Source organism: Sinorhizobium saheli (assembly GCF_001651875.1).
Taxonomy (GTDB): domain Bacteria; phylum Pseudomonadota; class Alphaproteobacteria; order Rhizobiales; family Rhizobiaceae; genus Sinorhizobium; species Sinorhizobium saheli.
The window spans coordinates 46,181-69,265 of the sequence record NZ_LNQB01000067.1 but is presented as its reverse complement, the minus strand read 5'-3'; the positions used below and the strand labels follow the sequence as shown (position 1 = coordinate 69,265).

Below are 23,085 nucleotides of genomic sequence, written 5' to 3'. Positions count from 1 at the left end.
TCCTCATCGCGCGAGCCAGCCGCCGTCGACCGGAACGACGGCCCCATGCATGTAGTCCGAGGCGGGGGCGAGCAGGAACACGGTCGCGTCGCCGATATCGTCCGGGGTGCCCCAGCGGCCGGCCGGAATACGCTCCAGGATCGCGGCGCTGCGCTTCTCATCGGCGCGGAGCGCCTCGGTGTTATTGGTGACGATATAGCCGGGCGCCACCGCATTGACATTGATGCCCTTGGCGGCCCATTCGCAGGCGAGGAGGCGGGTGATGCCGAGCGCGCCGTGCTTGGAGGCGGTATAAGAAGCGACGCGGATGCCGCCCTGGAAGGAAAGCAGCGAAGCGATGTTGACGATCTTGCCGCGCCTCGTCTCGGCGAGCAGGCGGCGGCCGTAGGCCTGGCTGAGGAAGAAGAGCGATCCGAGGTTGATGTCGATCACGTCGTCCCAGTCGGCTTCGCTGAGGTCCACGGCGTCGGCGCGGCGGATGATCCCGGCATTGTTGACGAGGCCGTCGAGCGGACCGTGTTCATTCCACAAGCGATCGATGAGCGCGCGGGCTGCCGCGCGGTCCGCAAGATCGGCATGGGCGGCGATGAAAGCCCCGCCCGCTGCGGCGACCTTCGCCTGGGTTTCATCCATGGCGGAGCGGCCGACGCCGACCACCGTGCCGCCGGCCCGGGCGATCGCGACGGCAATGCCCTGGCCGATTCCCGTATTGGCGCCGGTGACGACGATGCGGCGGCCGGCAAGGCTGAAGGCCGAGGGCAGGCTCATCTGAGTGCCTCCATCGGCACCATTTCCACGTCCGTATAATCGACATTGTCGCCGGCCATGGCCCAGATGAAGGCGTAGTTCGACGTACCGCAGCCGGAATGGATGGACCAGGGCGGGGAAAGCGCCACTTCCTCCTTCGCCAGCACGAGGTGGCGCGTTTCGCTGGGCTCGCCCATGAGGTGCAGGACACGCGCGCCGTCGGCGAGATCGAAATAGAGGTAGGCCTCCATGCGCCGGTCATGCACGTGGCACGGCATGGTGTTCCAGACCGAGCCGGCAGCAAGCTGCGTCATGCCGACGACGAGCTGGCAGGTCTTCACCCCTTCCGGATGGATGAACTGGAAGATCGAGCGCTCGTTCGAGGTGGCGGGGCTGCCGAGATCGATCCGCTTGGCATCGCCGATGCGGATGTGGCGCCTGGGCAGCGCCTGGTGGGCGGGCGCGCTGAGCAGATAGAACTTGGCCGGGTTGGCCGGGTCTTCGGACGAGAAGGCGACCTCCTCTCCCAAGCCCGCATAGGCCATGTCGCGCGGCTCGAGCCGGAAGCTTTCGCCATTCATCTCGACGCGTCCCGGGCCGCCGATATTGACCGCGATGAGCTCGCGCCGGTCGAGAAAGCGCGGCGTGCCGGTCGGACGGATGGTCTCGAGCGGCAGAGGCGCGTCGGTCGGCATCGCGCCGCCGACGATCATGCGGTCGTAATGGGTATAGGTGAGCGATATCCGGCCCGGGCGAAAGAGATCGCCGATGTGGAAATTCGCGCGCAGCGCATCGGTATCCATGCGCGCGGCGGTGGCCGGGTCGATGGCGTGACGGATGGTGTAGTCGACATGGCTTGCGGTCATCGGCTCGCTCTCGGATTGGGGAAGGACATCAGACCCGGCGCTTGGCCGCGCCCCATTCGGCCTGCTGGCCGCTCAACCGGACGCGGTAGCGTTCCTGGCTGGCGGTCAGGTGGGCGCGCATGGCGGCGCGGGCGGCCTCCGGGTCATTGGCGGAAATGGCTTTGAGGATCGCCAGGTGCTCGCGCTGCAGGCTTTCCTGGTACTCGCGCGACAGCACGCTGTCGGTGCCCCAGGGCGAGGCGACATCGCAGGGGATCGCCCGCATGCCGAGCGCGTCGAGGACCTCGACATAATAGGGATTGTTGGTGGCGGCGGCGATCGCCCGGTGGAAGGCGAAGTCGCTCTTGCCGGTCGCCTCGCCGCGCTCGAGCAGGCGGTCGAACTCGAAGAACGCCTCCTGGATCTGCGCCTCCTGCGCGGCGTTGCGCCTGAGCGCCGCAAGACCGGCGCTTTCGATCTCCAGCCCCATGCGCACCTCGATCACGTTCAGCGCATGGGAGATCCGGTTTCCGACATCGAGGCTGATCGAGCCGAAGGCCAGCGTCGGGTGATCCTTGACGAAGACGCCGGCGCCCTGCCGCGCCTCGACGAGGCCGTCGGCGGCAAGCGTCGCAAGCGCCTCGCGGACGACAGTGCGGCTGACGCCGAAGAACTCGCTCATCCGGCTTTCCGTCGGCAGCTTCTCCCCGGGCGCGATCTCGCCTTTCAGAACCTGCTCGCGGATCGCGCTTGCCACCCGTTCGGAGAGCTTCGGCTTGCGCTCGATCTTGTATTCGGCGAGAGAAACCATGTCGCCATCACCCCTTAAACACGCTCGGCAGCCAGAGCGAAAGGGCCGGAACATAGGTGACGAGCCCGAGGACGATCAAGCCGGCGAGATAGAAGGGCCAGATGCTGCGCATGGCTTCCCAGACGGAGATCTTCCCGACCGCGCAGGCCACGAACTGCACGGCGCCGACCGGCGGCGTGTTGAGGCCGATGCCGAAGTTGAGGATCATGATGACCCCGAAATGAACCGGGTCGACGCCATAGGCCATCGCCACCGGCAGGAAGATCGGCGTGCAGATGATGATGGTCGGCCCCATGTCCATGAAGGTGCCGAGGAACAGCATCAGGACGTTGATCAGGAGGAGCACGATGATCGGGTTCTCCGAGATCGTGTTCATCCAGTCGATCAGCGCGGCAGGGACCTTCAGGAACGCCATCAGCCAGGAGAAGGCGGCCGCCATGCCGATGATGAGCAGCACCATGGCCGTGGTGCGCACCGCGCCGAAGGTGGCGTGAACGAAATCCTGCCACCGCATCTGCCGATAGACGAAGACGGTAACGGCGAGCGCATAGAGAACGGCGATGCAGGAACTCTCGGTCGCCGTGAAGACGCCCGAGCGGACGCCGCCGAAGATGATGCCGATGAGCAGCAGGCCGGGGGTCGAGACCAGCAGCAGGCGGCCGACCCTGCCGAAGCCCGGAAAGACCTCGGTCGGATAGCCGCGGTGGCGCGCGACGACATAGGCGGTCGCCATCAGCGCGACCGCATAGAGGAGGCCGGGAACGATGCCGGCGGTGAAGAGATCGGCGATCGAGATCTTTCCGCCCGCCGAGATCGAATAGATGATCATGTTGTGCGACGGCGGCAGCATCAGCGCGATCAACGCCGCCATCGAGGTGACGTTCACGGCATAGTCGGCGCCGTAGCCGCGCTCCTTCATCTGCGGGATCATCAATCCGCCGACCGCTGCGGCTTCCGCAACCGCCGATCCGGAAATGCCGCCGAAGAGCGTCGCGGTGACGATATTGACCTGCCCGAGGCCGCCGCGGATATGCCCGACCAGCGAGGCCGCGAAGGCGACGATCTTCTGGGCGATGCCGCCGCGTACCATCAGGTCGCCGGCATAGATGAAGAAGGGGATGGCGAGCAGCGAAAACACGCTCATGCCGGAATTCAGACGCTGGAAGATGACGAGCGGCGGGAGCCCGAGATAGAGCACGGTGGCGAAGGACGCGACGCCAAGGCAGAAGGCGATCGGCGTGCCGATCAGCATCAGGGCGGTGAACACGCCGAAGAGGATGATCATGTCCATCGCGTCAGACCTTTATTTCCGCAGTGTCGAGTTCGGCGGCAACTTCGGCCGGCGGCATTTCGTCGAGAACGTCGTCGATCGGCTCGCCGGCAAGCCGCAGAACGATGCGTTCCAGCGCGAAGAGGCCGATGAGGACGCCGCCGGCAACGAGCGGGACGTAGTCCCAGCCGCCGGAGATCTGCAGCGACGGCAACACGGTGTCCCAGGTGAGGCGGACGAGTTCGATCCCGTACCAGATCATGCCGATGCCGAAGGCGAGGGCGACGAGATCGGAGATCATGCGCAGCCACTTCTTGCCGCCTTTCGGCACCACGTAGAGCAGCACGTCGAAGCCGAGGTGATAGTTTTCGCGCACGCCGACGGCGGCGCCCAGAAAGATGAACCAGCTCATCAGCATGACGGCGCCGGGTTCGGTCCAGCTCGGAGAATCGTTCAGCACGTAGCGGCAGAACACCTGCCAGGCGACGATGGCCGTCATCACGACGAGGCCGCCGCCGGCGAGCCACAGCGAGAGCGAGCTCAGCCAGGAGAGCGCGCGCCCAGTTTTCACCAGTGTTGTAGGCACAGTCTTCATTCCCTCAAAGAGAGGCGGGCAGGCCACTGCATGTCTCCTTGAACCGACATCGATTTAAGAGACATGCAGCAGTTCAAAGCGCTACGGCGACCCTTGCGCGTCTGATAAGACGCGCGGCGCTGCAAGCCTGCCCGTCGGTCTCGTCACTGAACCGCCTGCACGTCCTCGACCATCTTTTTCAGGACCGGGTCGGTGACGTGCTTTTCGTAGACCGGCTTCATCGCGTCGATGAAACCCTGCTTGTCGGGCGTGGTGATCTTCGCGCCGGCGGCCTCGACCTTGGCGCGCGACTCGCTGACCTTGGCCGCCCAGAGCTCGCGCTGCTTGGCGACGCTGTCCTTGGCGGCCTGCTTGAAGATCTCCTGGTCTTCCGGGGTCAGCTTGTCGAAGGCGGCCTTGTTCATCACGAACACCTCGGGAAGAATCGTGTGCTCGTCGAGCGAGAAGTTCTTGGCCACCTCGAAATGCTTGGCGGTATCGTAGCTCGGAAAGTTGTTTTCCGCGCCGTCGATGACGCCGGTTTCGATTGAAGAATAGACTTCGCCATAGGGCATCGGCGTCGCGTTCGCGCCGAGCGCTGCCACCATGTCGACGAAGATGTCGGACTGGATGACGCGGAACTTCAGGCCCTTCATGTCGGCAACCGAGTTGATCGGCTTCTGCTTGTTGTAGAAGGAGCGCGAGCCGGCATCATAATAGGCAAGCACCACCAGCCCGGCCCCTTCGAAGGCCTTCTTGATCTGGTCGCCGATCGCGCCGTCCATGACCTTGTGCATGTGTTCTTCCGAACGGAAGAGATAGGGCAGGGCCGGAACGATCGATTCCTTCACCGTGCCGTTGAAGGGTGCCATCGAAACGCGGTTCAGCTCGATGACGCCGGAGCGGACCTGTTCGATCGTGTCCTTTTCCTCGCCGAGTTGCGCGGAATGGTAGACGTCGACGGCGTAACGACCGGCCGTACGCTCCTTGACCAGTTCGCCGAAATATTTGACCGCCTCGACCGTCGGATAGCCGTCCGGATGGGTATCGGACGAGCGCAGCACCGTCTGGGCGCTGGCCGCGGTGGCCATGAATGAAGCGGCAACGAACAGGCCGGCCGCCAGTTTTGCGAAGTGTTTCATGCTTTCCTCCCGTTTCGCATGATCGATTGGTTCAGAGCTTGTAAGCCTTCTTTGCGAGGCCGTAGGCCAGTTCCCGCGCGAGCTCGTACGCCTCGTCCTCTCGCAGGCGGTGTTCCGCGACAAGTCGCGCGAGAAATGCACAGTCGACCCGGCGGGCTATGTCGTGGCGCGCGGGGATCGACGGAAAGGCCCGGGTGTCGTCGTTGAAGCCGACGGTGTTGTAGAAGCCGGCCGTCTCGGTGGTCATCTCGCGGAAGCGGCGCATGCCTTCCGGACTGTCGTGGAACCACCAGGCGGGCCCGAGCTTCAGGGCCGGGTAGACGCCGGCGAGCGGCGCCAGCTCCCGCGCATAGCTCGTCTCGTCCAGGGTGAAGAGGATGACGGTCAGGTCGCGCTCGAGGCCGACGGCGTCGAGCAGCGGCTTCAGCGCGGTGACATAATCGGTGCGGGTCGGGATATCGAAGCCCTTGTCGCGACCGAACTTCGCCATGACGGCGGGCGCGTGGTTGCGGAAGGAACCCGGATGAATCTGCAGCACGAGCCCGTCGTCCAGGCTCATCTTCGCCATTTCCGTCAGCATCTGGGCCCGGAACAGCCGCCGCTCGCTGGCGTCCGCCTTGCCGGAGCGCACCTTGTCGAACAGGGCCGCGGCCTCCGCTTTCGCCAGATTGGCGGTATCGGCCGTGGCATGGCCGTGGTCGCTGGAGGTCGCGCCGAACTCCTTGAAATAGGCCCGCCGGGCACGGTGCGCATCCAGATAGCCCGACCAGCTTCCGGTGTCGGCGCCGGTAATCTCGCCAAGCCTGTCGAGATTGGCTGAAAAGCCCTCGAAGTCCGGATCGACCACCGCGTCCGGCCGGTAGGCCGGGACGACCCGCCCCTTCCAGCCGCTGTCGCGGATCTTCGCGTGCCAGGCCAACGGATCCAGGGCGCCGTCGGTCGTGGAGATCACCTCTATGTTGAAGCGCTCGTAGAGCGCGCGGGGGCGATAGTCCGGGCGCGCCAGGCATTCGCCAATCCGGTCGTAGAGCCGGTCGGAGTTGCCAGCCGAGGGCAGTTCGTCGACGCCGAAGAGATTCGAAAGCGTATAGTCGAACCACAGCCGCGTCGGCGTCCCGCGGAAGAGATGATAATTTTCGCAGAAGCGCCGCCAGATCGTACGGCCATCCGTCTCGACCGGCGAACCGTCGAGCGTCGGGACGCCGAGGTCTTCGAGCCTCACGCCCTGGCTGAACAGCATGCGGAAGACATAATGGTCCGGCACGATCAGGAGTTGCGCGGGATCGGGGAACGGCTCGTCGAGCGCATACCAGCGTGGCTCGGTGTGCCCGTGCGGGCTCACGATCGGCAGCCCTTTCACTTCGGTATAGAGGTTTCGCGCCACCGCACGCGTGCGCTCGTCCCCCGGAAACAGAAGATCTGGATCGATCAGTCCCGCCATTCTAGCCCGCTCCTCCAACAGGTCCGTTATGGCTACGGCTTGTAAAATATAATGTCAACATACAAAATTGATGATGTTGTATGACGAATTTCTTGCGCGATGCCGGCCACTCGGGGTAGGCAAGAGATGAGGAGAACGGGGAGGAAACCCATGCGCAATGCGAGACTGACCGGCGCGCACCCGTCTTTGCGCCTGCCGGGCGCTTTCGATCGGAGGCTCTGAGATGGCAAGGCTGCGCGTCGGCGTGATCGGGCTCGGCATGGCAGCGGCGCCGCATGCCAAAAGCCTGCTCGATCTTGAGGACAGGGTCGAGGTCGCCGCCGCCTTCAGTCCGACCGCGGCGCGGCGGCGCGCATTTTCCGACACCTATGGCTTCGCCGTCTGCGACGCGGCCGAAACGATCTTCGATGACCGGTCGATCGCGGCCGTCCTGGTACTGACGCCGCCGAATACGCATCTCGAGCTCGTGAGGCGCGCTGCCGAAGCGGGCAAGCACGTGCTTCTCGAAAAGCCGCTGGAGATTACCGGCGAGCGGGTGGAGGCTCTGGTCGAGACGGCGGAGCGCGCCGGCGTCAAGCTTGGCACCGTTCTGCAGCACCGGTTCCGGCCGGTAAGCCGGGCCCTTGCGCAGCTCATCGACGAGGGGCGGCTCGGCGAAATCGTCAGCGCCTCGGCCCGCCTGCACAACTGGCGGCCGCAAAGCTATTACGATCAGCCGGGTCGCGGCACGCGTGCCCGCGATGGCGGCGGCGTGCTGCTGACCCAGGCGATCCATACGCTCGACCTCCTGATCTCGCTCGCCGGGCTTCCCGAGGAGGTCAACGCCTATGCGACGACCAGCAAGGTGCACCGCATGGAGACCGAGGATCTGGCGATGGCGGCGATCCGCTTCGCAAATGCCGCGATCGGCACGGTGAGCGCCACCACCTGCGCCTATCCCGGCTATCCGGACGAGATCGACATCATCGGCACGCGCGGCATGGCGCGCCTCGGCGGGCGAAGCCTTGCCGCTTCCTTCCATGATGGAAGCGAAATCTCGATCGAAGACGAAGCGGCGGGCGGCGCCGGCGCCGACCCCATGGCCTTTCCGCATCACCATCACCGTGCGGTGCTCGCCGATTTCCTCGATGCGATCGAGCACGGACATGCGCCGCGCGTGGACGGGCGCGAGGCGCTGAAGGTCCATCGCCTCATTGCGGCGATCCTCGCCGCCGCCGAAAGCGGCCAGCCGCAACGGCCGTAACGTCCGCTTTAGAAAAAGAAGAGGTGCGCTTTCCGTTGACCCTGCGGCACTCGCCGGGGGGCGCCGGTTCGTGATCGGGGAATTTCGTGCTAGAGTGCAGGATTTCGCAGGCCATGTCCTAAAACGGGAGGAACCAACATGGCTCTTCAAGTCCCGACGGATTTCCGCCGCGTGATCGTTGCCGCCTCGGTGGGAAATATCATTGAATGGTATGACTTTTATATCTTCGGGAGCCTGGCCGCGGTCCTGTCGGTCAAGTTCTTTGAACCGTCGCACCCGGTCGCGGCGCTGCTGAGTACCATCGCGCTCTTCACCGCGGGCTTCCTGATCCGCCCGCTGGGCGCGTTCCTGTTCGGCTGGATGGGCGACCGGGTCGGCCGTAAATACACGTTCCTCATGACGCTCAGCGGAATGGGCCTCGGCACCGGCGCGATCGGCCTGATCCCATCCTACGAGGCGATCGGCCTGACCGCGGCGTTCCTGCTCTTCGGCCTCAGGATGATCCAGGGCCTGTGCCTGGGCGGCGAGTATGGCGGCGCCATCACCTACGTTGCCGAGCATGTGCCCGACGAACGCCGCGGCTATTATACCGGCTGGCTCCAGACCTCGCCGACGCTCGGGATCGTGGTGTCGCTCGGCGTGATCATCGCGACGCGCACCTATTTCGGCAATGAGGTCTTCGAGGCATGGGCGTGGCGCGTTCCCTTCCTCATGTCGTTCCTGCTGGTCGCCATCGCGATATACATCCGGCTCCAGCTCCAGGAGACGCCGATCTTCCAGGAGATCAGGGCGAAGGGGCAGATGACCCGGAATCCGTGGAGGGAGGCGTTCCTCAGCTCCAACGCGAAATATGTCGGGATCGCCACCATCGTGCTGATCGGGCAAGGCGTTGTCTGGTACAGCGGCCAGTTCTGGGCCCTGTACTTTCTGCAGCAGGTCTCCAAGGTCGATGCGCTGAGCTCGGCCTATATCGTCGGAGCGGCGCTGCTCCTTGCGACACCGAGCCTGATCTTCTTCGGCTGGTTGTCGGACATCATCGGCCGCAAGCCGGTAATCCTCAGCGGCATGTTGCTCGCCGCGATCACCTATTACCCGCTGTATCTGTGGCTCGGAACGGTCACGCAGCCCGACAACATCAATTATCCGACCGCGATCTTCATCATCTTCATCCTCGTCTGCTATGTCGGGATGGTCTATGGCCCGGTCGGGGCGTTCCTGGCGGAATATTTTCCCGGCAGGATTCGCTACACGTCGGTGTCGGTGCCGTATCACATCGGCAACGGCTGGGGCGGCGGCTTGGTGCCCTTCGTCACCTCGGCGGCCTTCGCGGCCACCAACAGCGTCGGCTACGCGCTGATCTATCCGATCGCCGTTCCTGCCGTTTGTTTCCTGCTCGCGCTGTACCTGATGCCCGAGACCCGCAGGATAAGCATATGGCAGCCGGTCGAGCCGAGAGCCGGATCGTAACGGTCACGCCGCTCGCGGCGGCCGAAAACGGCTGCCGCGCAGGCGCGAAGCCGAGACGCTCGCGCCAGGAATCCCCCGGTCGATCGCAAGCCCGGACGGCACCGGGCTTTAACGCCTTGAAAAGAATCTGCTTTCGCGTGCCAACTTCAGGTTCAGGCAAGCCAGTCCCCCTATCGATGGTAGCGTACGGCCGCGCGCCCTCCCGGCGGCGGGTTGGACAGGCGATTCGCTATAAGCCTCAAGGGTTCACGCATGAGCACGACCATTCCTTCCCTCAGTGTCAGCCAGATCAGGTCGCTATCGACGGCGAGCGTTTCTGCCTGGACGACGGAAGACGTGGCGTCGCTTTCCACCAGCCAGATCAAGGCGCTCTCTTCGGCGCAGATCGCGGCTTTGGACACGGAGGATGTCGATATCCTCAGCTCCCGCCAGTTGCGGGCGATCTCCCAGACCGCAATCGTCGGCCTGACGCTGGATCAGTTGGCCGTGCTTGACAAGAGTGACATCGAAAGCCTGGGCACGAACCAGGTTGCGGCGCTCACCACCACCCAGATCGACGGATTGACGACGGAGCAGGCGGAGGCGTTCAGTGCCTCCCAGGTCGCCGTCCTCAACGCGGCTCAGCTTTCTGTCTTGAGCGACGAGGATCTCGCGGCCTTCTCTACCGCCGACATCGCGGCCATCGATGGAAAGGCCGTAACGGGGCTTGCCGCGGATGTCGTCGCCTCCCTTTCTTCCGCCCAGGTTGCGGCCTTCAGCACGCGCGCGATCGCAGGCCTTTCGACCGCGCAGATCGCCGCCTTGTCCGCCGACCAGATCGCCGCCCTGACGACGGTCCAGATCGGCGCGCTGAAGGGGTCGCAAGTCGGGGCGCTGGGCGCGGGCGGCATCGCCGCGCTTTCGACCGACCAGATTGCCGCACTGAGCACCCTGGCGATCGCGGGCCTTTCGACGGACATGGTCGCTGCCCTGTCGGCCGATCAGGTCGAGGCGCTGTCGGTCGCGCAGGTGAAGGCGCTGAGCGCGGCGCAGCTCGGGGCGCTCGATCCCGACGCCATGGAGCGGTTCTCAGTCTCCGAAATCGCGGCGATCAGCAACAAGGCCGTATCGGGCCTGGCGAGCGGCGCCATCGCCGCGCTTTCCACCGCCCAGGTTGCCGCGTTCAGCACGAGTGCGGTCTCGAGCCTGACGACGGCACAGGTCGCCGCCCTGTCGACCGACCAGGTCGAGGCATTGTCCGCCGCACAGGTGAGGGCGCTGAGCCTGAGGCAGATCGCAGCGCTCGGGGCGGAGGATATCGCGACCTTCTCGACCGCCGACATCGCCGCGATCACCAACCTGGCCGTCAAGGGTCTCGGCACCGAGGCCATCTCCGCGCTTTCCGCCGAGCAGGTGGCGGCGCTCAGCACCAGTGCGGTTTCGAGCCTGACGGCCGCGCAGATCGCCGCCCTGTCGACCGACCAGGCCGCGGCCCTTTCCGCGGCACAGCTCAGGACATTCAGTGCGGCGCAAGTCGCGGCCCTCGGCACGCAGAATGTCGCGGCCCTGTCCACCGATCAGATCGCAGCGCTGAGCGCCAAGGGAATCCCGGGCCTGACGACCGACCAGATCGCCGCGCTGTCGCCCACGCAGGCGGAAGCCCTTTCTGCCGCGCAGGTGAAGGTGCTGAGCGCAGTGCAGGTTGCCGCGCTCGGAACGGACGCCATCGCGACATTCTCGACCGGCGAAATCGCGGCGATCGGCAACAAGGCGGCGCCGGGGCTGACCACCGATGTCATCGCATCCCTCTCCACCGACCAGGTCGCGGCGCTGGGCACGAGTGCGATCGCGAACCTGACGAGCCTGCAGATCGCCGCCCTGTCGGCCGGCCAGGCCGAGGCGCTGTCCGTCTCGCAGGTGAAGGCGCTGAGCTCGCGGCAGATCGAAGCCCTGGCGACCGAAGGCATAGCAACGTTCTCGACCGCCGATATCGCCGCAATCACCAGCCAGGCCGTGACCGGCTTCAGCACGGAGGCGATCGCCGCGCTTTCCACGGCCCAGCTTGCCGCCCTCGGCACGAGTGCGGTCGCGAGCCTGACGACCGCACAGCTCGCCGCCCTCTCCACCGGCCAGGCCGCCGCCCTGTCCACGATGCAGGTCCGGGTGCTGGGTTCGGTGCAGGTCGCCGCTTTGAGCGCGGAGAATGTCGCCGCGTTCTCGACCGCCCAGGTCGCGGCACTGAGCACGAAAGGCATCCTTGGCCTCGGCTCCGAGCAGATCGACGCCTTGTCCACGGCCCAGGTCGAGGCGCTTTCCTCGACCCAGATCGCCGCCCTTCGCGCCGAGCAGCTGGCGATCTTCCATGCGGACGACGTGGCAACGTTCTCCAGCGCCGAAATGGCGGCGATCGGCGCGGGCGCCATTTCGGGGCTGACGACCGACCTCGTCGAAGCGCTCTCCACGGCACAGATCGCCGCCTTGAGCACCAAGGGCGTCACCGGCCTCAGCGCCGATCAGATCGCCGCTTTGTCCACTGATCAGATCGCCGCCCTTTCGACCGCCCAGGTGGCTGTTCTCAGCTCCGCGCAGCTTTCGGCCCTGAGCGAGGAGGATATAGCGGCGCTCTCCAGTGCCGATATCGCAGCGATCGGTGCGGGCGGTATTGCGGGGTTGTCGACGGATGTCATCTCGACCCTCTCCTCAGACCAGATCGCCGCGCTTGGCACGGCCGCGGTCGCGGGATTGACCACCGACCAGATCGACGCGCTCAGTGCCGATCAGGTCGCTGCCTTGAGCACCAGGCAGGTCGCCGTGCTCAAGGCGACGCAGGTTGCCGCCCTCGGCACCGAGAAGGTCGCGGCCCTCTCCTCCGACCAGATCGCCGTCCTCGGCGCAGCCGGCCTCAAGGGCCTGACGTCTGATCAGATGGAGGCCCTGTCCTCCGACCAGATCGCGGCACTCGGCACGAAGCAGGTTGCCATGCTGAGCGCCGATCAGGTCGCTGCCCTGGAGGCTCAGGATCTCGCGGCGTTCTCGTCCGGCCAGATCGTTGCGCTGAGCAAGGCCGCGATCACGGGGCTCGGCACCAGGCAGATCGTTGCCCTGAGCACCGCGCAGATGGAGGCGCTGAGCTCGGCCCAGATCGGCGTTCTGAGCTCGACGCAGCTTGCGGCCCTGGGCACGGAAGACCTGGCGGTCTTCTCGACGCAAGACATCGCCGCGCTCGGCTCGAGCGCAATAGCGGGTCTCACCACGTCCGTTCTCGCTTCGCTCTCGACCGGGCAGATCGTGAGCCTCGGCACGGCCGGCATCACCGGCCTCAGCACCGGTCAGGTCGCCGCGCTCGGGACGGGCCAGCTCGCCGCGCTCGGCACCGGGCAGGTTGCTGCGCTGAGTTCGGTGCAAGTCGCCGCGCTCGGCACGAGCGATCTGGCGGCCCTGTCGACCCGGCAGGTCGCCGCGCTGAGCACCGCCGGCCTCGCGGGCTTGACGAGCAAGCAGATCGTTGCGCTCGGCACCGACCAGCTCGCGGCGCTGACCACGGTCCAGGTCGCGGCGCTGAGTTCGACCCAGCTCGCGGCGCTTGGAACGGAGGACATCGCGGCCTTCTCGACCAAGGACGTCGCGGCGATCGGCGCGGGCGCCATATCGAGCCTGTCGACGGCCGTCGTCGCAGCGCTGTCGACCGGACAGGTCGCGGCGCTGAGCACCGCCGGCATCGCGGGCCTGACGAGCGCGCAGGTCAATGCGCTGAGTTCCAGCCAGCTTTCCGCCTTGAGCAGCAAGCAGCTTGCGGCGCTGAGTGCGGCGCAAGTCGCCGCGCTCGGCACGAGCGACGTGGCGGCCCTTTCGACCGGGCAGATCGCCACACTCAGCACCGCGGCGATTGCGGGCTTGAGCACCAGGCAGATCGCCGCCTTGAGCACCGACCAGATGGAGGCGCTGACGCCTTCGCAAGTCGCCGCTCTCACCTCGGCCCAGCTCTCGGTTCTCGGAAGCGAAGACATCGCCGTGTTCTCGACGAAGGACATCGCGGCGATCGCCGCGGGCGCCATTGCCGGTCTCTCCACGGCCGCCGTCGCTTCGCTCTCGACCGAGCAGATCGATTCGCTCAGCACCGCCGGCGTCGCCGGGCTCGGCACCAGGCAGATCGCTGCCCTGAGTTCGGACCAGATTGCGGCCCTCTCCGCCAGCCAGGTCGGCGCGTTGACCTCGCGACAAGCCTCCGCGCTCGGGACGGAAGACATAGGGGCATTGTCGATCGAGGACATCGCCGCGATTGGCGCCGACCTCGTCGCGGGCCTGGCAACGGATGTCATCGCTGCCTTTTCCACCGAGCAGATCGCCGCATTGGGCACTGCCGCCGTCGCGGCGCTGAGCACCCGGCAGGTCGATGCCATGAGCACCGGTCAGGTCGCAGCCTTGACCAGCGGCCAAGTGCGGGCGCTCACCTCCGGGCAGGTCGCCGCCTTGAGCACCGCTGACATCGCGACGCTCTCGACCGATCAGATCGCCGCCTTGAGCGCGGCGGGCATTGCGGGTCTCGGCACCGAGGACGTCGCGGTTCTCTCCGCGGGCCAGGTCGAGGCCCTGACGGCGGACCAGATCGGCGCCCTCGGCTCCCGGCAGATCGCCGTCCTCAGCACCGGCGACATTGCGGCCTTCACCACCGCGGAGATCGCGGCGATCGGTTCGAGCGCCGTCGCGGGGCTGTCGACCGACGCGATAGCCGCGCTTTCCTCCGATCAGATCGCCGCCTTGAGCACCGCGGGCGTCGCCGGCCTTTCCAGCGCCCAGATCGCGGCCTTGAGCACCGATCAGTTCGAGGCCTTGTCGAGCGCACAGCTCGGCGCTCTCGGCTCCCGGCAGGCGGCGGTGCTCGGCACCGATGCCATCGCCGCGCTCTCGGCCGATCAGGTTGCCGCGCTGAGCACGGCCGCCATTGCCGCGCTCTCCGCCGCCCAGATCGACGCCTTGACTGCCGAGCAGCTCGAGGCACTGACCCCCGACCAGGTCGCGGTTATGAGTTCGGCGCAGATCGCGGCGCTGAGCACCGACGATCTGGCAGCCTTCTCCACCGCGGACATTGCCGCGATCGGTTCGAGCGCCGTCGCAGGATTGTCCACCGATACGCTGGCGGCGCTTTCGGCGGAGCAGATCGCGGCCCTGAGCACGGCCGGCATCGCCGGTCTTTCCACGGCCCAGATCGATGCGTTGAGCCTCGATCAGATCGAGGCCCTGTCGACCTGGCAGGTCGGCGCTCTCGGCTCCAAGCAAGTGGCGGCGCTCGGCACCGGCGACGTGGCGGCTCTCTCCGCGGGCCAGATTGCGGCGCTGAACACGGCCGCCGTCGCGGGCCTTTCCATGGCCCAGATCGCCGCCTTGAACGGCGATCAGCTCGAGGCCCTGACCCCTGCGCAGGTCGCGGCCATGAGCTCGACGCAGATCGCGGCGCTCACCACAGCCGACCTCGAGGCCTTCTCGACCGCGGATATCGCGGCGATCGGTTCGAGCGCCGTCGCGGGGCTGTCGACCGATACGCTGGCGGCGCTTTCGCCGGGCCAGCTCGCGGCATTGAGCACGGCCGGCATCGCCGGTCTCTCCACGGCCCAGATCGATGCCTTGAGCATCGAGCAGATCGAGGCCTTGTCTACCGGGCAGGTCGGCGCTCTCGGCTCTAGGCAGGTAGCAGCGCTCGGCACTGCCGACATAGCAGCGCTTTCGGCAGACCAGGTCGCCGCGCTGGGCACGGCCGGCATCGCCGGGCTTTCCACGGCCCAGATCGACGCCCTGAACGCCGATCAGCTCGAGGCCCTGACCCCCGCGCAGGTCGCGGCCATGCGCTCGACGCAGATTGCGGCGCTGAGCACGGACGATCTGGCGACCTTCTCGACGGCGGATATCGCAGCGATCGGCTCGAATGCGGTCGCGGGATTGTCCACCGATACGATGGCGGCGCTTTCGGCGGTGCAGATCGCGGCCTTTGGGACCGCCGGCGTCGCCGGTCTTTCCACCGCCCAGCTCAATGCGTTGAGCACCGACCAGATCGAGGCCTTCACCTCTTCGCAGATTGCCGCGCTGAGTTCGACGCAGATCGCCGTTCTCGGCATGGACGACCTCGCGACGTTCTCGACGGCGGAAATCGCGGCGATCAGCGCCAGCGCCATCGCGGGACTGTCCACCGATACGATCGCCGCGCTTTCCATCGAGCAGGTCGCGGCGCTCGGCACGAGCGGCATTTCCGGCCTTTCCACCGCCCAGATCGGCGCCTTGAGCGCGGACCACATCGAGGCGCTTTCGACCGGGCAGATCGGCGCCTTCGGCTCCAGGCAGGTGGCGGTGCTGGGCACGGACGACCTGGCGGCGCTCTCGACGGACCAGATCGCGGCGCTGAGCGCGGCCGGCCTGGCGGGCCTGACGAGTGGCCAGGCCGGTTCCTTGAGCGCCGAGCAGATCGAAGCATTCTCCACAGGCCAGATTGGCGCCCTGACGGCCGATGCGCTGTCGGGCCTGAGCGCCGAGGACCTGGACGGGTTCTCGGCCGAGGAGCTCGCGGCGATCAGTTCCGCCGCCATCAAGGGGCTTTCCACCGCCTTCATCGCGGCACTCACCACCGGCGAAATCGCGGCGCTGGGCACGGCCAGCGTTGCGGGCCTGGTGAGCGCCCAGGTTGGTGCGCTCAGCCCCGCGCAGATCGATGCGCTTTCCACCGGCCAGATTTCCGCCTTGAGCGCGAACGGGCTTGCGGGCCTGGGCACCGAGGATCTCGCGACATTCTCGACCGGGGAACTCGCGTCGATCAACGCGGCTGCGATCAAGGGACTGTCCACCGATTTTGTCGCAGCGCTTTCCACGCTTGCGATCGGGGCGCTCACGACGAGCCAGGTCGGATCGCTCGGCTACACGCAGGTCCTGGCGATGAGCACCAGCCAGATCGCCGCGCTCTCCATCGCGCAGGTCGGTGCGCTGAACGCCATACAGGCCGCAGCCCTCGGCACCGACGACGTCGCGCAGCTCTCCACCGATCATATCGTCGCCCTGAGCACGAGCGCGATCTCGGGGTTGAGCGTCAACGCCATCGCCGCCCTGACGACGGCCCAGGCCGAGGCTTTGACGCCAATTCAGGTCAGTGCGATGACCTCGGCGCAAGTCGCGGCCCTGAGCGCGGACGACCTTGCGACCTTTTCGACGGAAGACGTCTCGGCGTTCAGTTCGAGCGGCGTGGCGGGGCTCTCCACCGACGACATTGCGAGCCTCTCCAGCGACCAGCTGAACGCGCTTATGGAGACGCAGATGGACGCGCTGAATTCGGATCAGATCGCAGCGGTCATCGCGGCCTATCTGGCGGTCTAATCCGCGCCTTGGCCTACGGCCGCGTCGCTGCGCCCCACGGGAAGCGGCCGACCTTGATCGATTTCAGCGCCTCGCGCGAGGCGACATCGACCACCGTGACATCTCCCGAGATGCCGTTCGTCGTGAACAGCTGGCTGTGATCTGGCGAGAACGCCAGGTGCCAGACGCGCCGGCCGACCAGGATGTATGTCTCGACCTCGAAGGTCTTCATGTCGACCACGGCGACGTGGTTTGCCGGACCGAGCGCGATGAAGGCGGTCGTGCCGTCGGGCGTGAATTCGAAGCCGACGGGCTGGATCAGGTCGTCCCTGACGCCGGTGAGGGCGAAGCGGATCTTGGCCTTTTCGGACCGGGTCGCGACGTCGAACACCGTCACCGTGCCGCCGATCTCGGAGGAGACCCAGAGCTCCTTGCCGTCGCTCGTGAACTCCGCGTGGCGCGGCCGGCTGTCGACGAGCGTATTGGCGACGATCTTCATCGTCGCCGTGTCGATCCAATGGGCCATGTTCGTCGTCTCGGAGGTCGTCACGACGAGCTTGCCGTCCGCCGAAACGGCCATGCCCTCCGGCTCGATGCCGACATTGATCTGCGCCACGACCTCGCGCGCGTCGACGTCGACCACCGTGGTAACCGCATCGTCCTCGTTGGCGATCCACAGGTGCTTGTCGTCGGGGGCGAGCACGAACTGTTCCGGATCCTCGCCCGAAGGCAGCTCGTGAAGGATCTCGCCCGACGCCGGGTCCATCACCTCCACGGCATCGCTGTCGGACGCGCAGATATAGACGCGCGAATGGTCGGAGTTGAAGGTGATGCCGCGGGGGCGCTCGCCGGTCGCGATCGTGCGGACGACTTCGAGGGTCGCGGTATCGATGACGGAGATCGTGGCGTCCTTCTCGTTGGTGACCCAGATTTCGCCGGCCGTCGCGGCAAGGGGAAGCGCGCCGATCGGCAGCGCAATCAGAAAGGAATGAAGCCGTCTCATGTCAGTCTCCGAATGCGGTGCAGGCGCTTTCCGGGCGGTCGAGCCCGAGCGTATCCATCTCGTTTTGCGGATGCAGGTAGCCGTCGAGCGGCGTCAGCTCCACGAGCGCGCGGGCATTGACGACCGGCATCGGCTGGCGCAGCTGCCCATTCCAGCGCCGGTAGCTGAGCGGGCGACCCTTGAAGCCGTCGAGCGCGAAGCCGTCCGACAGGATGAAAGCCCTGAGTTTCTCCGGGTCGGCCGTGTTGATCCGCGTCACCGCCTCGCCGACGGTGCGCAGCGCCGTCCAGGCGGCATAGTCGCGCGGCCGCATCTCGCGTTTTGCCGCGCTCTCGAAGCGGTTCTGCAACTGCACGGCGCCCCATTGCTCGAGCACCGGCGCCCAGCCGTCGCCGCGCAAGCCGTCGGAGCCGGCGATCGGGCGCGCCAGCCAGGTGTTGTTGGCAACATAGCGGGCGAAGTCGTCGGCCTCGTCGGCGACCAGCAGCACGTCGTGCTCGGGCAGGTCCTGAGTGAAGAGCGGCACCTCCTTGCTCGCCATCCGCCTGAGGTCGGTGTCGAAGGTCCAGGCCTTTTCCGCCAGGATATCGACGCCGAACTTCGCCGCCGCGGCGCGCAACGTGGCGGCGAATGCCGCGTCCTCCGGCCGCGGGCCGACGATCATGACGGTGCGCGTCCAGCGCCGCGCCCTCAACACCTGCATCAGCGCCTCGGCGCGCATCGCGTCCTCGGGAATGGTGTGGAGGAGATTGCCGCGGCAATCGGCGTCGCGCAGCCGGCGCTCGCCGGAGCCGACATTGACGATCAGCGCGCCCTTCGCCTCAGGCAGATCGGCGACGGCCAGCACGCTTTCGGCGGGCGCGTCGACAAAAAGCACGGGCGATGCCGCGAGCGCGGCCCTGGCGGCCGCGGTGAGGTCGCCTCCGGGCGCGACGGAAACCACCTTCAGCCCATAATGGTGGCCGAGGAAGCTGCCGGTCGTCTCGGTATCGGAGAGTCCGAGCTCGGCCCCGGCGATACCGAGATCCTCCGGGACAGGGTCGAGGTTCGAAAGCACCGGCGGCGCCTTCACCTCCTGACGCAGATAGGTCATGGCGACGGTGACGTCCGCCCGGGCCGGGCCGGCGGCGCCGGCAAGCGCCGCCAGCAGGCACGCGGACATTGTCCGTTTGACGCGGATCTTCGGCATGGGGAACTCCTCCTCGCTCGAAGTTAAGGCGCGAGCAGGGAGGAGCGGAATACGACCAAGGTGCCATGCCGGGCCGCGACCTAGGTCGAATACCGCGGCCACCGCGGGCGGCTGTAAGAAACGGGTCCGAACGCAGTCTTGCCAGGGAGGAAAGAATGTCCAGGAACCGTATCCGCGCCGGGGTTGCGGCGCTTCTGCTGATCGCGACGGCGACGGTCGTCGTCGCGCATGGCGACGTGGCGCCGCAACCGGTCAACACCGACGCCCTGCCGGATGTCGGTGAGGAATGGCTTACCGAAAACCCCTATCGCGAGGACAAGGTCGGACGCGACGTCTGGCTGAAGGCCGTCGAGATCGGCGCTTCCGGTTTCAACCAGAACTGCGCCCGCTGTCACGGGCTCGGCGCCGTCTCCGGGGGATTGGCCCCCGACCTCCGGCTGCTGGAAGCGGCCGAATACGGTGACGAATGGTTCGTCGAGCGCTTCCGCCACGGCTACACCCAGGACGGCACCACCAAGATGCCGGCCTTCGGTGACATTCTCGGCCAGAAGGCGGCCTGGGCGATCCGCACCTATATCGAAACCCGGCCGGAAGACGGGGCGCTCGATGCGCATGCGGGCCGGCTGCACGAGGTTCGCAACGAACTCGCCGGGGCCAAGGTCGCCGATCCGAAGGCGCTCAAGGCCGAACTCGAGAAGATCGCCGCCGAAGTGAAGACGGCCTCCGGCGCGCCGGTTGCCGACAGCGTCGCCTATGAGGCGGCGAGAATCCTGACCGACGCTCCGGAAAGCTGGAAGAAGGCCAGCGAGATCCTGACCGTCGGGCTGTCTGCGACGGAGTGAGCCATGGGCGCTCCCCGGGCGATCGCGCTCGCAGCCATGGCTTGCGCCGTCCTGCCGGCCGTGGCCTTCGCACGATGCGAGGGCCACGTGCCGCAGCCGAAGCCGCAGAACACCTTTCCCCAGGACGTCGGCCGCTCCTTCGACCGGATCGTCGAGGAGGGCTGGATCGAGTTCGCGGTCTACGAGGATTTCGCGCCCTGGTCCTATGAGGAGAAGGGGCGTGCGCGCGGGGTCGATGTGGAGATCGGCCGGCTCATTGCCGCCGCACTCGGGGTCGAGGCCCGTTTCCGCCTCGTCCAGGCGGGCGAGACGCTCGACGCCGACCTCCTCAACTATGTCTGGAAGGGCGCCGTGATCGGCGGCCATGTCAGCGACGTGATGCTGCATGTCCCCTATGACAGCGACTATGCCTGCCGGATCGAGCAGGTGACCTTCACCGGCCAATATGCCCGGGAGGCGATCGCCATTGCCTATGACAGGACCGATTATCCCGAGGAGGCGCCCACACCGCCCTTCTTCCGCTTCGACACGGTGGCGGTGGAAAACGACTCGATCTCCGACTTCCATCTGACGTCACTTCTCGGCCCGGTCGACAAGATCCGCCGCTATCGCAGCACCGCGCTTGCCGTGGACGCGCTCGCGAGCGGGGAGACCATGGCCGCCATGGGCCCGCGGGCAGAGCTTCAGGCGGGCATTGCCGCCCATCCGGAGGCGGCGCTCGCTCTTCACGAGCCGCCGCTCGTCGGTCTGGCGCGCGGCAAGTGGACCTTGGGCGTCGGCGTGAACTTCCAGCACAAGGACCTCGCCTATGCGGTCGACGACGCGATCGCCGCGGCGCTCGCCGACGGCCGGATCGCCGCGATTTTCAAGGCTGGGGGCCTGACCTTCGAGCCTCCGGTGCGATAGAGCGGGACGCGCTCAATCGCGTTCGCGCCACCGCTCTATCTGCTTGTTTCTGCCGCATTTGCGCGACGCCAGGTGATTCCACCTGGCTGCAAAATGCTTCAGTTGCCGGACCTCGCCTGATTTGCAACGGCGGGACGGGCTGATATGTTCCTCGTCTGTTCCCGATCGAGTCGCGTGAATGCCCATCCCGCGCTGGCCGTCGGTGCAATGAAGCGGGGAACCATGAGCGCAGCCTATCTCGAGAAGCTGAACGACCGGCAGCGCGACGCCGTCGAGCATGGCATCGGCCTGCCGGAGGGGAAGATCGGCGGGCCGCTGCTGATCATCGCCGGCGCCGGGTCCGGCAAGACCAACACGCTCGCCCACCGCGTCGCCCACCTGATCGTCAACGGCGCCGATCCGCGACGGATCCTGCTGATGACCTTCTCGCGCCGCGCCGCCGCCGAGATGGGCCGGCGCGTCGAGCGCATCTGCCGGCAGGTGCTCGGTGAAAGGGCCGGGGTCATGGCGGACGCGCTCGCCTGGGCGGGCACCTTCCACGGCATCGGGGCGAGATTGCTGCGCGACTACGCCCCAGAGATCGGCATCGATCCGGACTTCACGATCCACGACCGCGAAGATTCGGCCGACCTGATGAACATCGTCCGGCACGAGCTCGGCTTCTCGAAGACGGAGAGCCGCTTCCCCACGAAGGGAACCTGCCTGGCGATCTATTCGCGCGCCGTGAATTCGCAGCAACCGCTCGACGAGGTACTGCGAACCGGCTTTCCGTGGTGCGCGTCCTGGGAAAAGCAGTTGCGCGAGCTCTACGCCTCCTATGTCGATGCCAAGCAGGCGCAGAACGTCCTCGATTACGACGACCTCCTGCTCTACTGGGCGCAGATGGTCGGCGAGCCGGTGATTGCCGGGGAAATCGGCGGCCGCTTCGACCATGTGCTCGTCGACGAATATCAGGACACCAACCGCCTGCAGGCGGCGATCCTGACGGCGCTGAAGCCGGACGGCCGCGGGCTCACCGTCGTCGGCGACGACGCGCAGTCGATCTATTCCTTCCGCGCCGCGACCGTGCGCAACATCCTCGATTTTCCGGCGACGTTCACGCCGGCGGCGGACATCATCACGCTCGAGCGGAACTACCGCTCGACTCAGCCGATCCTGGCGGCCGCCAACGGCGTCATCGAGCTTGCCCGCGAGCGCTTCACCAAGAACCTCTGGACCGAGCGCCAGTCGGCCGAGCGGCCGCGGCTGGTGACGGTGCGCGATGAAGCCGATCAGGCCAACTATATCGTCGAGCAGGTTCTGGAAAACCGCGAGGGCGGCATGCGCCTGAAAGAACAGGCGGTGCTCTTCCGCACCTCCCACCACAGCGGCACGCTCGAGGTGGAACTGACCCGCCGCAACATTCCGTTCGTCAAGTTCGGCGGCCTCAAATTCCTGGACAGCGCCCATGTCAAGGACCTGCTCGCGGCGCTGCGCTTTGCCCAGAACCCGCGCGACCGCGTCGCCGGCTTCCGGCTGATGCAGCTTCTGCCCGGTGTCGGGCCGCAGACGGCCGGTCGGGTGCTCGATGCGATGGCCGCCGATCCCGAACCCTTGACGGCGCTCGCCGAAATCCCAGCACCGCCGCGCGCGGGCGACAACTGGACCGCCTTCATCGACATGCTTCAAAGCGTGCGGACGGGAAAGGCCGGCTGGCCGGCGGAGATCGGCGCGGCGCGCGCGTGGTACGAACCGCATCTCCACCGCATCCACGAGGACGCGGAGGTCCGCAAGGCCGATCTGCTGCAGCTCGAGCAGATCGCCGCCGGCTACCCGTCACGCGAGCGGTTCCTGACCGAGCTCACCCTCGATCCGCCGGACGCGACCAGCGATCAGGCGGGCGTGCCGCTTCTCGACGAGGATTATCTCATTCTGTCGACCATCCATTCGGCCAAGGGCCAGGAATGGAAGTCGGTCTTCATGCTCAACTGCGTCGACGGCTGCATCCCGTCCGATCTCGGCGTCGGGTCGACGGCGGAAATCGAGGAGGAGCGCCGCCTACTCTATGTCGCGATGACGCGTGCCAGGGACAGCCTGCACCTCGTCACGCCGCAGCGGTTTTTCACGCATGGGCAGAACGCCGCCGGCGATCGCCACGTCTATGCGTCGCGAAGCCGCTTCATCCCGGCGACGCTTCTGCAGTTCTTCGAATGCGCGGCCTGGCCGGCCGTGAAGCCGGCGGTCGCCGGCGCGCGCGAGGGGCGAGCGATGCGCGTCGACGTCGGCGCCCGCATGCGCGGCATGTGGCGGTAATC

Annotated in this window: 15 protein-coding genes; 6 read left to right on the top strand and 9 right to left on the bottom strand. The window is 66.7% G+C overall.

Translation table 11 applies throughout. The annotated features are described in order from the left end of the window. Positions 1-3: 3 nt before the first annotated feature. The 7 genes from kduD to uxaC form a co-directional block, all read right to left on the bottom strand. Positions 4-768 carry a 2-dehydro-3-deoxy-D-gluconate 5-dehydrogenase KduD gene (kduD, locus tag ATB98_RS09080; RefSeq protein WP_066872250.1) on the bottom strand — a complete coding sequence of 255 codons (765 nt, stop codon included), beginning with the start codon at positions 766-768 and terminating at the stop codon, positions 4-6. After that, on the bottom strand, positions 765-1,613 hold the full coding sequence (gene kduI / locus ATB98_RS09075) for a 5-dehydro-4-deoxy-D-glucuronate isomerase (protein ID WP_066872247.1): 849 nt from the start codon (positions 1,611-1,613) through the stop codon (positions 765-767). The genes kduD and kduI overlap by 4 nt, the downstream gene beginning before the upstream one ends. A gap of 28 nt (positions 1,614-1,641) precedes the next feature. Further along, positions 1,642-2,403 carry a FadR/GntR family transcriptional regulator gene (locus ATB98_RS09070; protein ID WP_066872244.1) on the bottom strand — a complete coding sequence of 254 codons (762 nt, stop codon included), beginning with the start codon at positions 2,401-2,403 and terminating at the stop codon, positions 1,642-1,644. Positions 2,404-2,410: 7 nt separating this feature from the next. After that, positions 2,411-3,694, bottom strand: a complete 1,284-nt coding sequence (locus ATB98_RS09065; protein WP_066872241.1) for a TRAP transporter large permease — start codon at positions 3,692-3,694, stop codon at positions 2,411-2,413. 4 nt (positions 3,695-3,698) lie between these two features. Then, positions 3,699-4,268: a TRAP transporter small permease gene (locus ATB98_RS09060; RefSeq protein WP_066872238.1), complete on the bottom strand. Its 570-nt coding sequence runs from the start codon at positions 4,266-4,268 to the stop codon at positions 3,699-3,701. 143 nt (positions 4,269-4,411) lie between these two features. After that, on the bottom strand, positions 4,412-5,389 hold the full coding sequence (locus tag ATB98_RS09055; RefSeq protein WP_066872236.1) for a TRAP transporter substrate-binding protein: 978 nt from the start codon (positions 5,387-5,389) through the stop codon (positions 4,412-4,414). Positions 5,390-5,420: 31 nt separating this feature from the next. Next, positions 5,421-6,830, bottom strand: coding sequence for a glucuronate isomerase (gene uxaC / locus ATB98_RS09050; protein WP_066872233.1), 1,410 nt, complete (start codon positions 6,828-6,830; stop codon positions 5,421-5,423). 223 nt (positions 6,831-7,053) lie between these two features. On the opposite strand from uxaC, the gene ATB98_RS09045 reads away from it, so the two are divergent. The 3 genes from ATB98_RS09045 to ATB98_RS09035 all read left to right on the top strand — a co-directional run bounded on the left by ATB98_RS09045 (position 7,054) and on the right by ATB98_RS09035 (position 16,872). After that, positions 7,054-8,073: a Gfo/Idh/MocA family protein gene (locus ATB98_RS09045; RefSeq protein WP_066872231.1), complete on the top strand. Its 1,020-nt coding sequence runs from the start codon at positions 7,054-7,056 to the stop codon at positions 8,071-8,073. 138 nt (positions 8,074-8,211) lie between these two features. Next, positions 8,212-9,540 carry an MFS transporter gene (locus ATB98_RS09040; RefSeq protein ID WP_066872228.1) on the top strand — a complete coding sequence of 443 codons (1,329 nt, stop codon included), beginning with the start codon at positions 8,212-8,214 and terminating at the stop codon, positions 9,538-9,540. A gap of 252 nt (positions 9,541-9,792) precedes the next feature. Next, positions 9,793-16,872 carry a hypothetical protein gene (locus ATB98_RS09035; RefSeq protein WP_066872225.1) on the top strand — a complete coding sequence of 2,360 codons (7,080 nt, stop codon included), beginning with the start codon at positions 9,793-9,795 and terminating at the stop codon, positions 16,870-16,872. A 13-nt stretch (positions 16,873-16,885) separates the two neighbouring features. Here the strand turns inward: ATB98_RS09035 and ATB98_RS09030 are convergent, their stop codons facing one another. Together ATB98_RS09030 and ATB98_RS09025 are read right to left on the bottom strand one after the other, a co-directional pair. Then, positions 16,886-17,854 carry a YVTN family beta-propeller repeat protein gene (locus ATB98_RS09030; protein WP_066872222.1) on the bottom strand — a complete coding sequence of 323 codons (969 nt, stop codon included), beginning with the start codon at positions 17,852-17,854 and terminating at the stop codon, positions 16,886-16,888. A 1-nt stretch (position 17,855) separates the two neighbouring features. Further along, positions 17,856-19,043, bottom strand: coding sequence for an ABC transporter substrate-binding protein (locus ATB98_RS09025; RefSeq protein WP_066872219.1), 1,188 nt, complete (start codon positions 19,041-19,043; stop codon positions 17,856-17,858). Positions 19,044-19,198: 155 nt separating this feature from the next. Here ATB98_RS09025 and pedF point away from each other — a divergent pair, with 155 nt between their 5' ends. From pedF to ATB98_RS09010, 3 genes are all read left to right on the top strand, one after another. Further along, entirely contained in the window at positions 19,199-19,885 is a 687-nt protein-coding gene (gene pedF / locus ATB98_RS09020) for a cytochrome c-550 PedF (protein ID WP_066872215.1), read from the top strand. A 3-nt stretch (positions 19,886-19,888) separates the two neighbouring features. Further along, complete coding sequence (locus ATB98_RS09015; protein WP_066872212.1) at positions 19,889-20,791, top strand: substrate-binding periplasmic protein; 903 nt, start codon at positions 19,889-19,891, stop codon at positions 20,789-20,791. Between the two features lie 222 nt (positions 20,792-21,013). Next, complete coding sequence (locus ATB98_RS09010) at positions 21,014-23,083, top strand: ATP-dependent helicase (RefSeq protein ID WP_066872209.1); 2,070 nt, start codon at positions 21,014-21,016, stop codon at positions 23,081-23,083. Positions 23,084-23,085 lie beyond the last annotated feature (2 nt).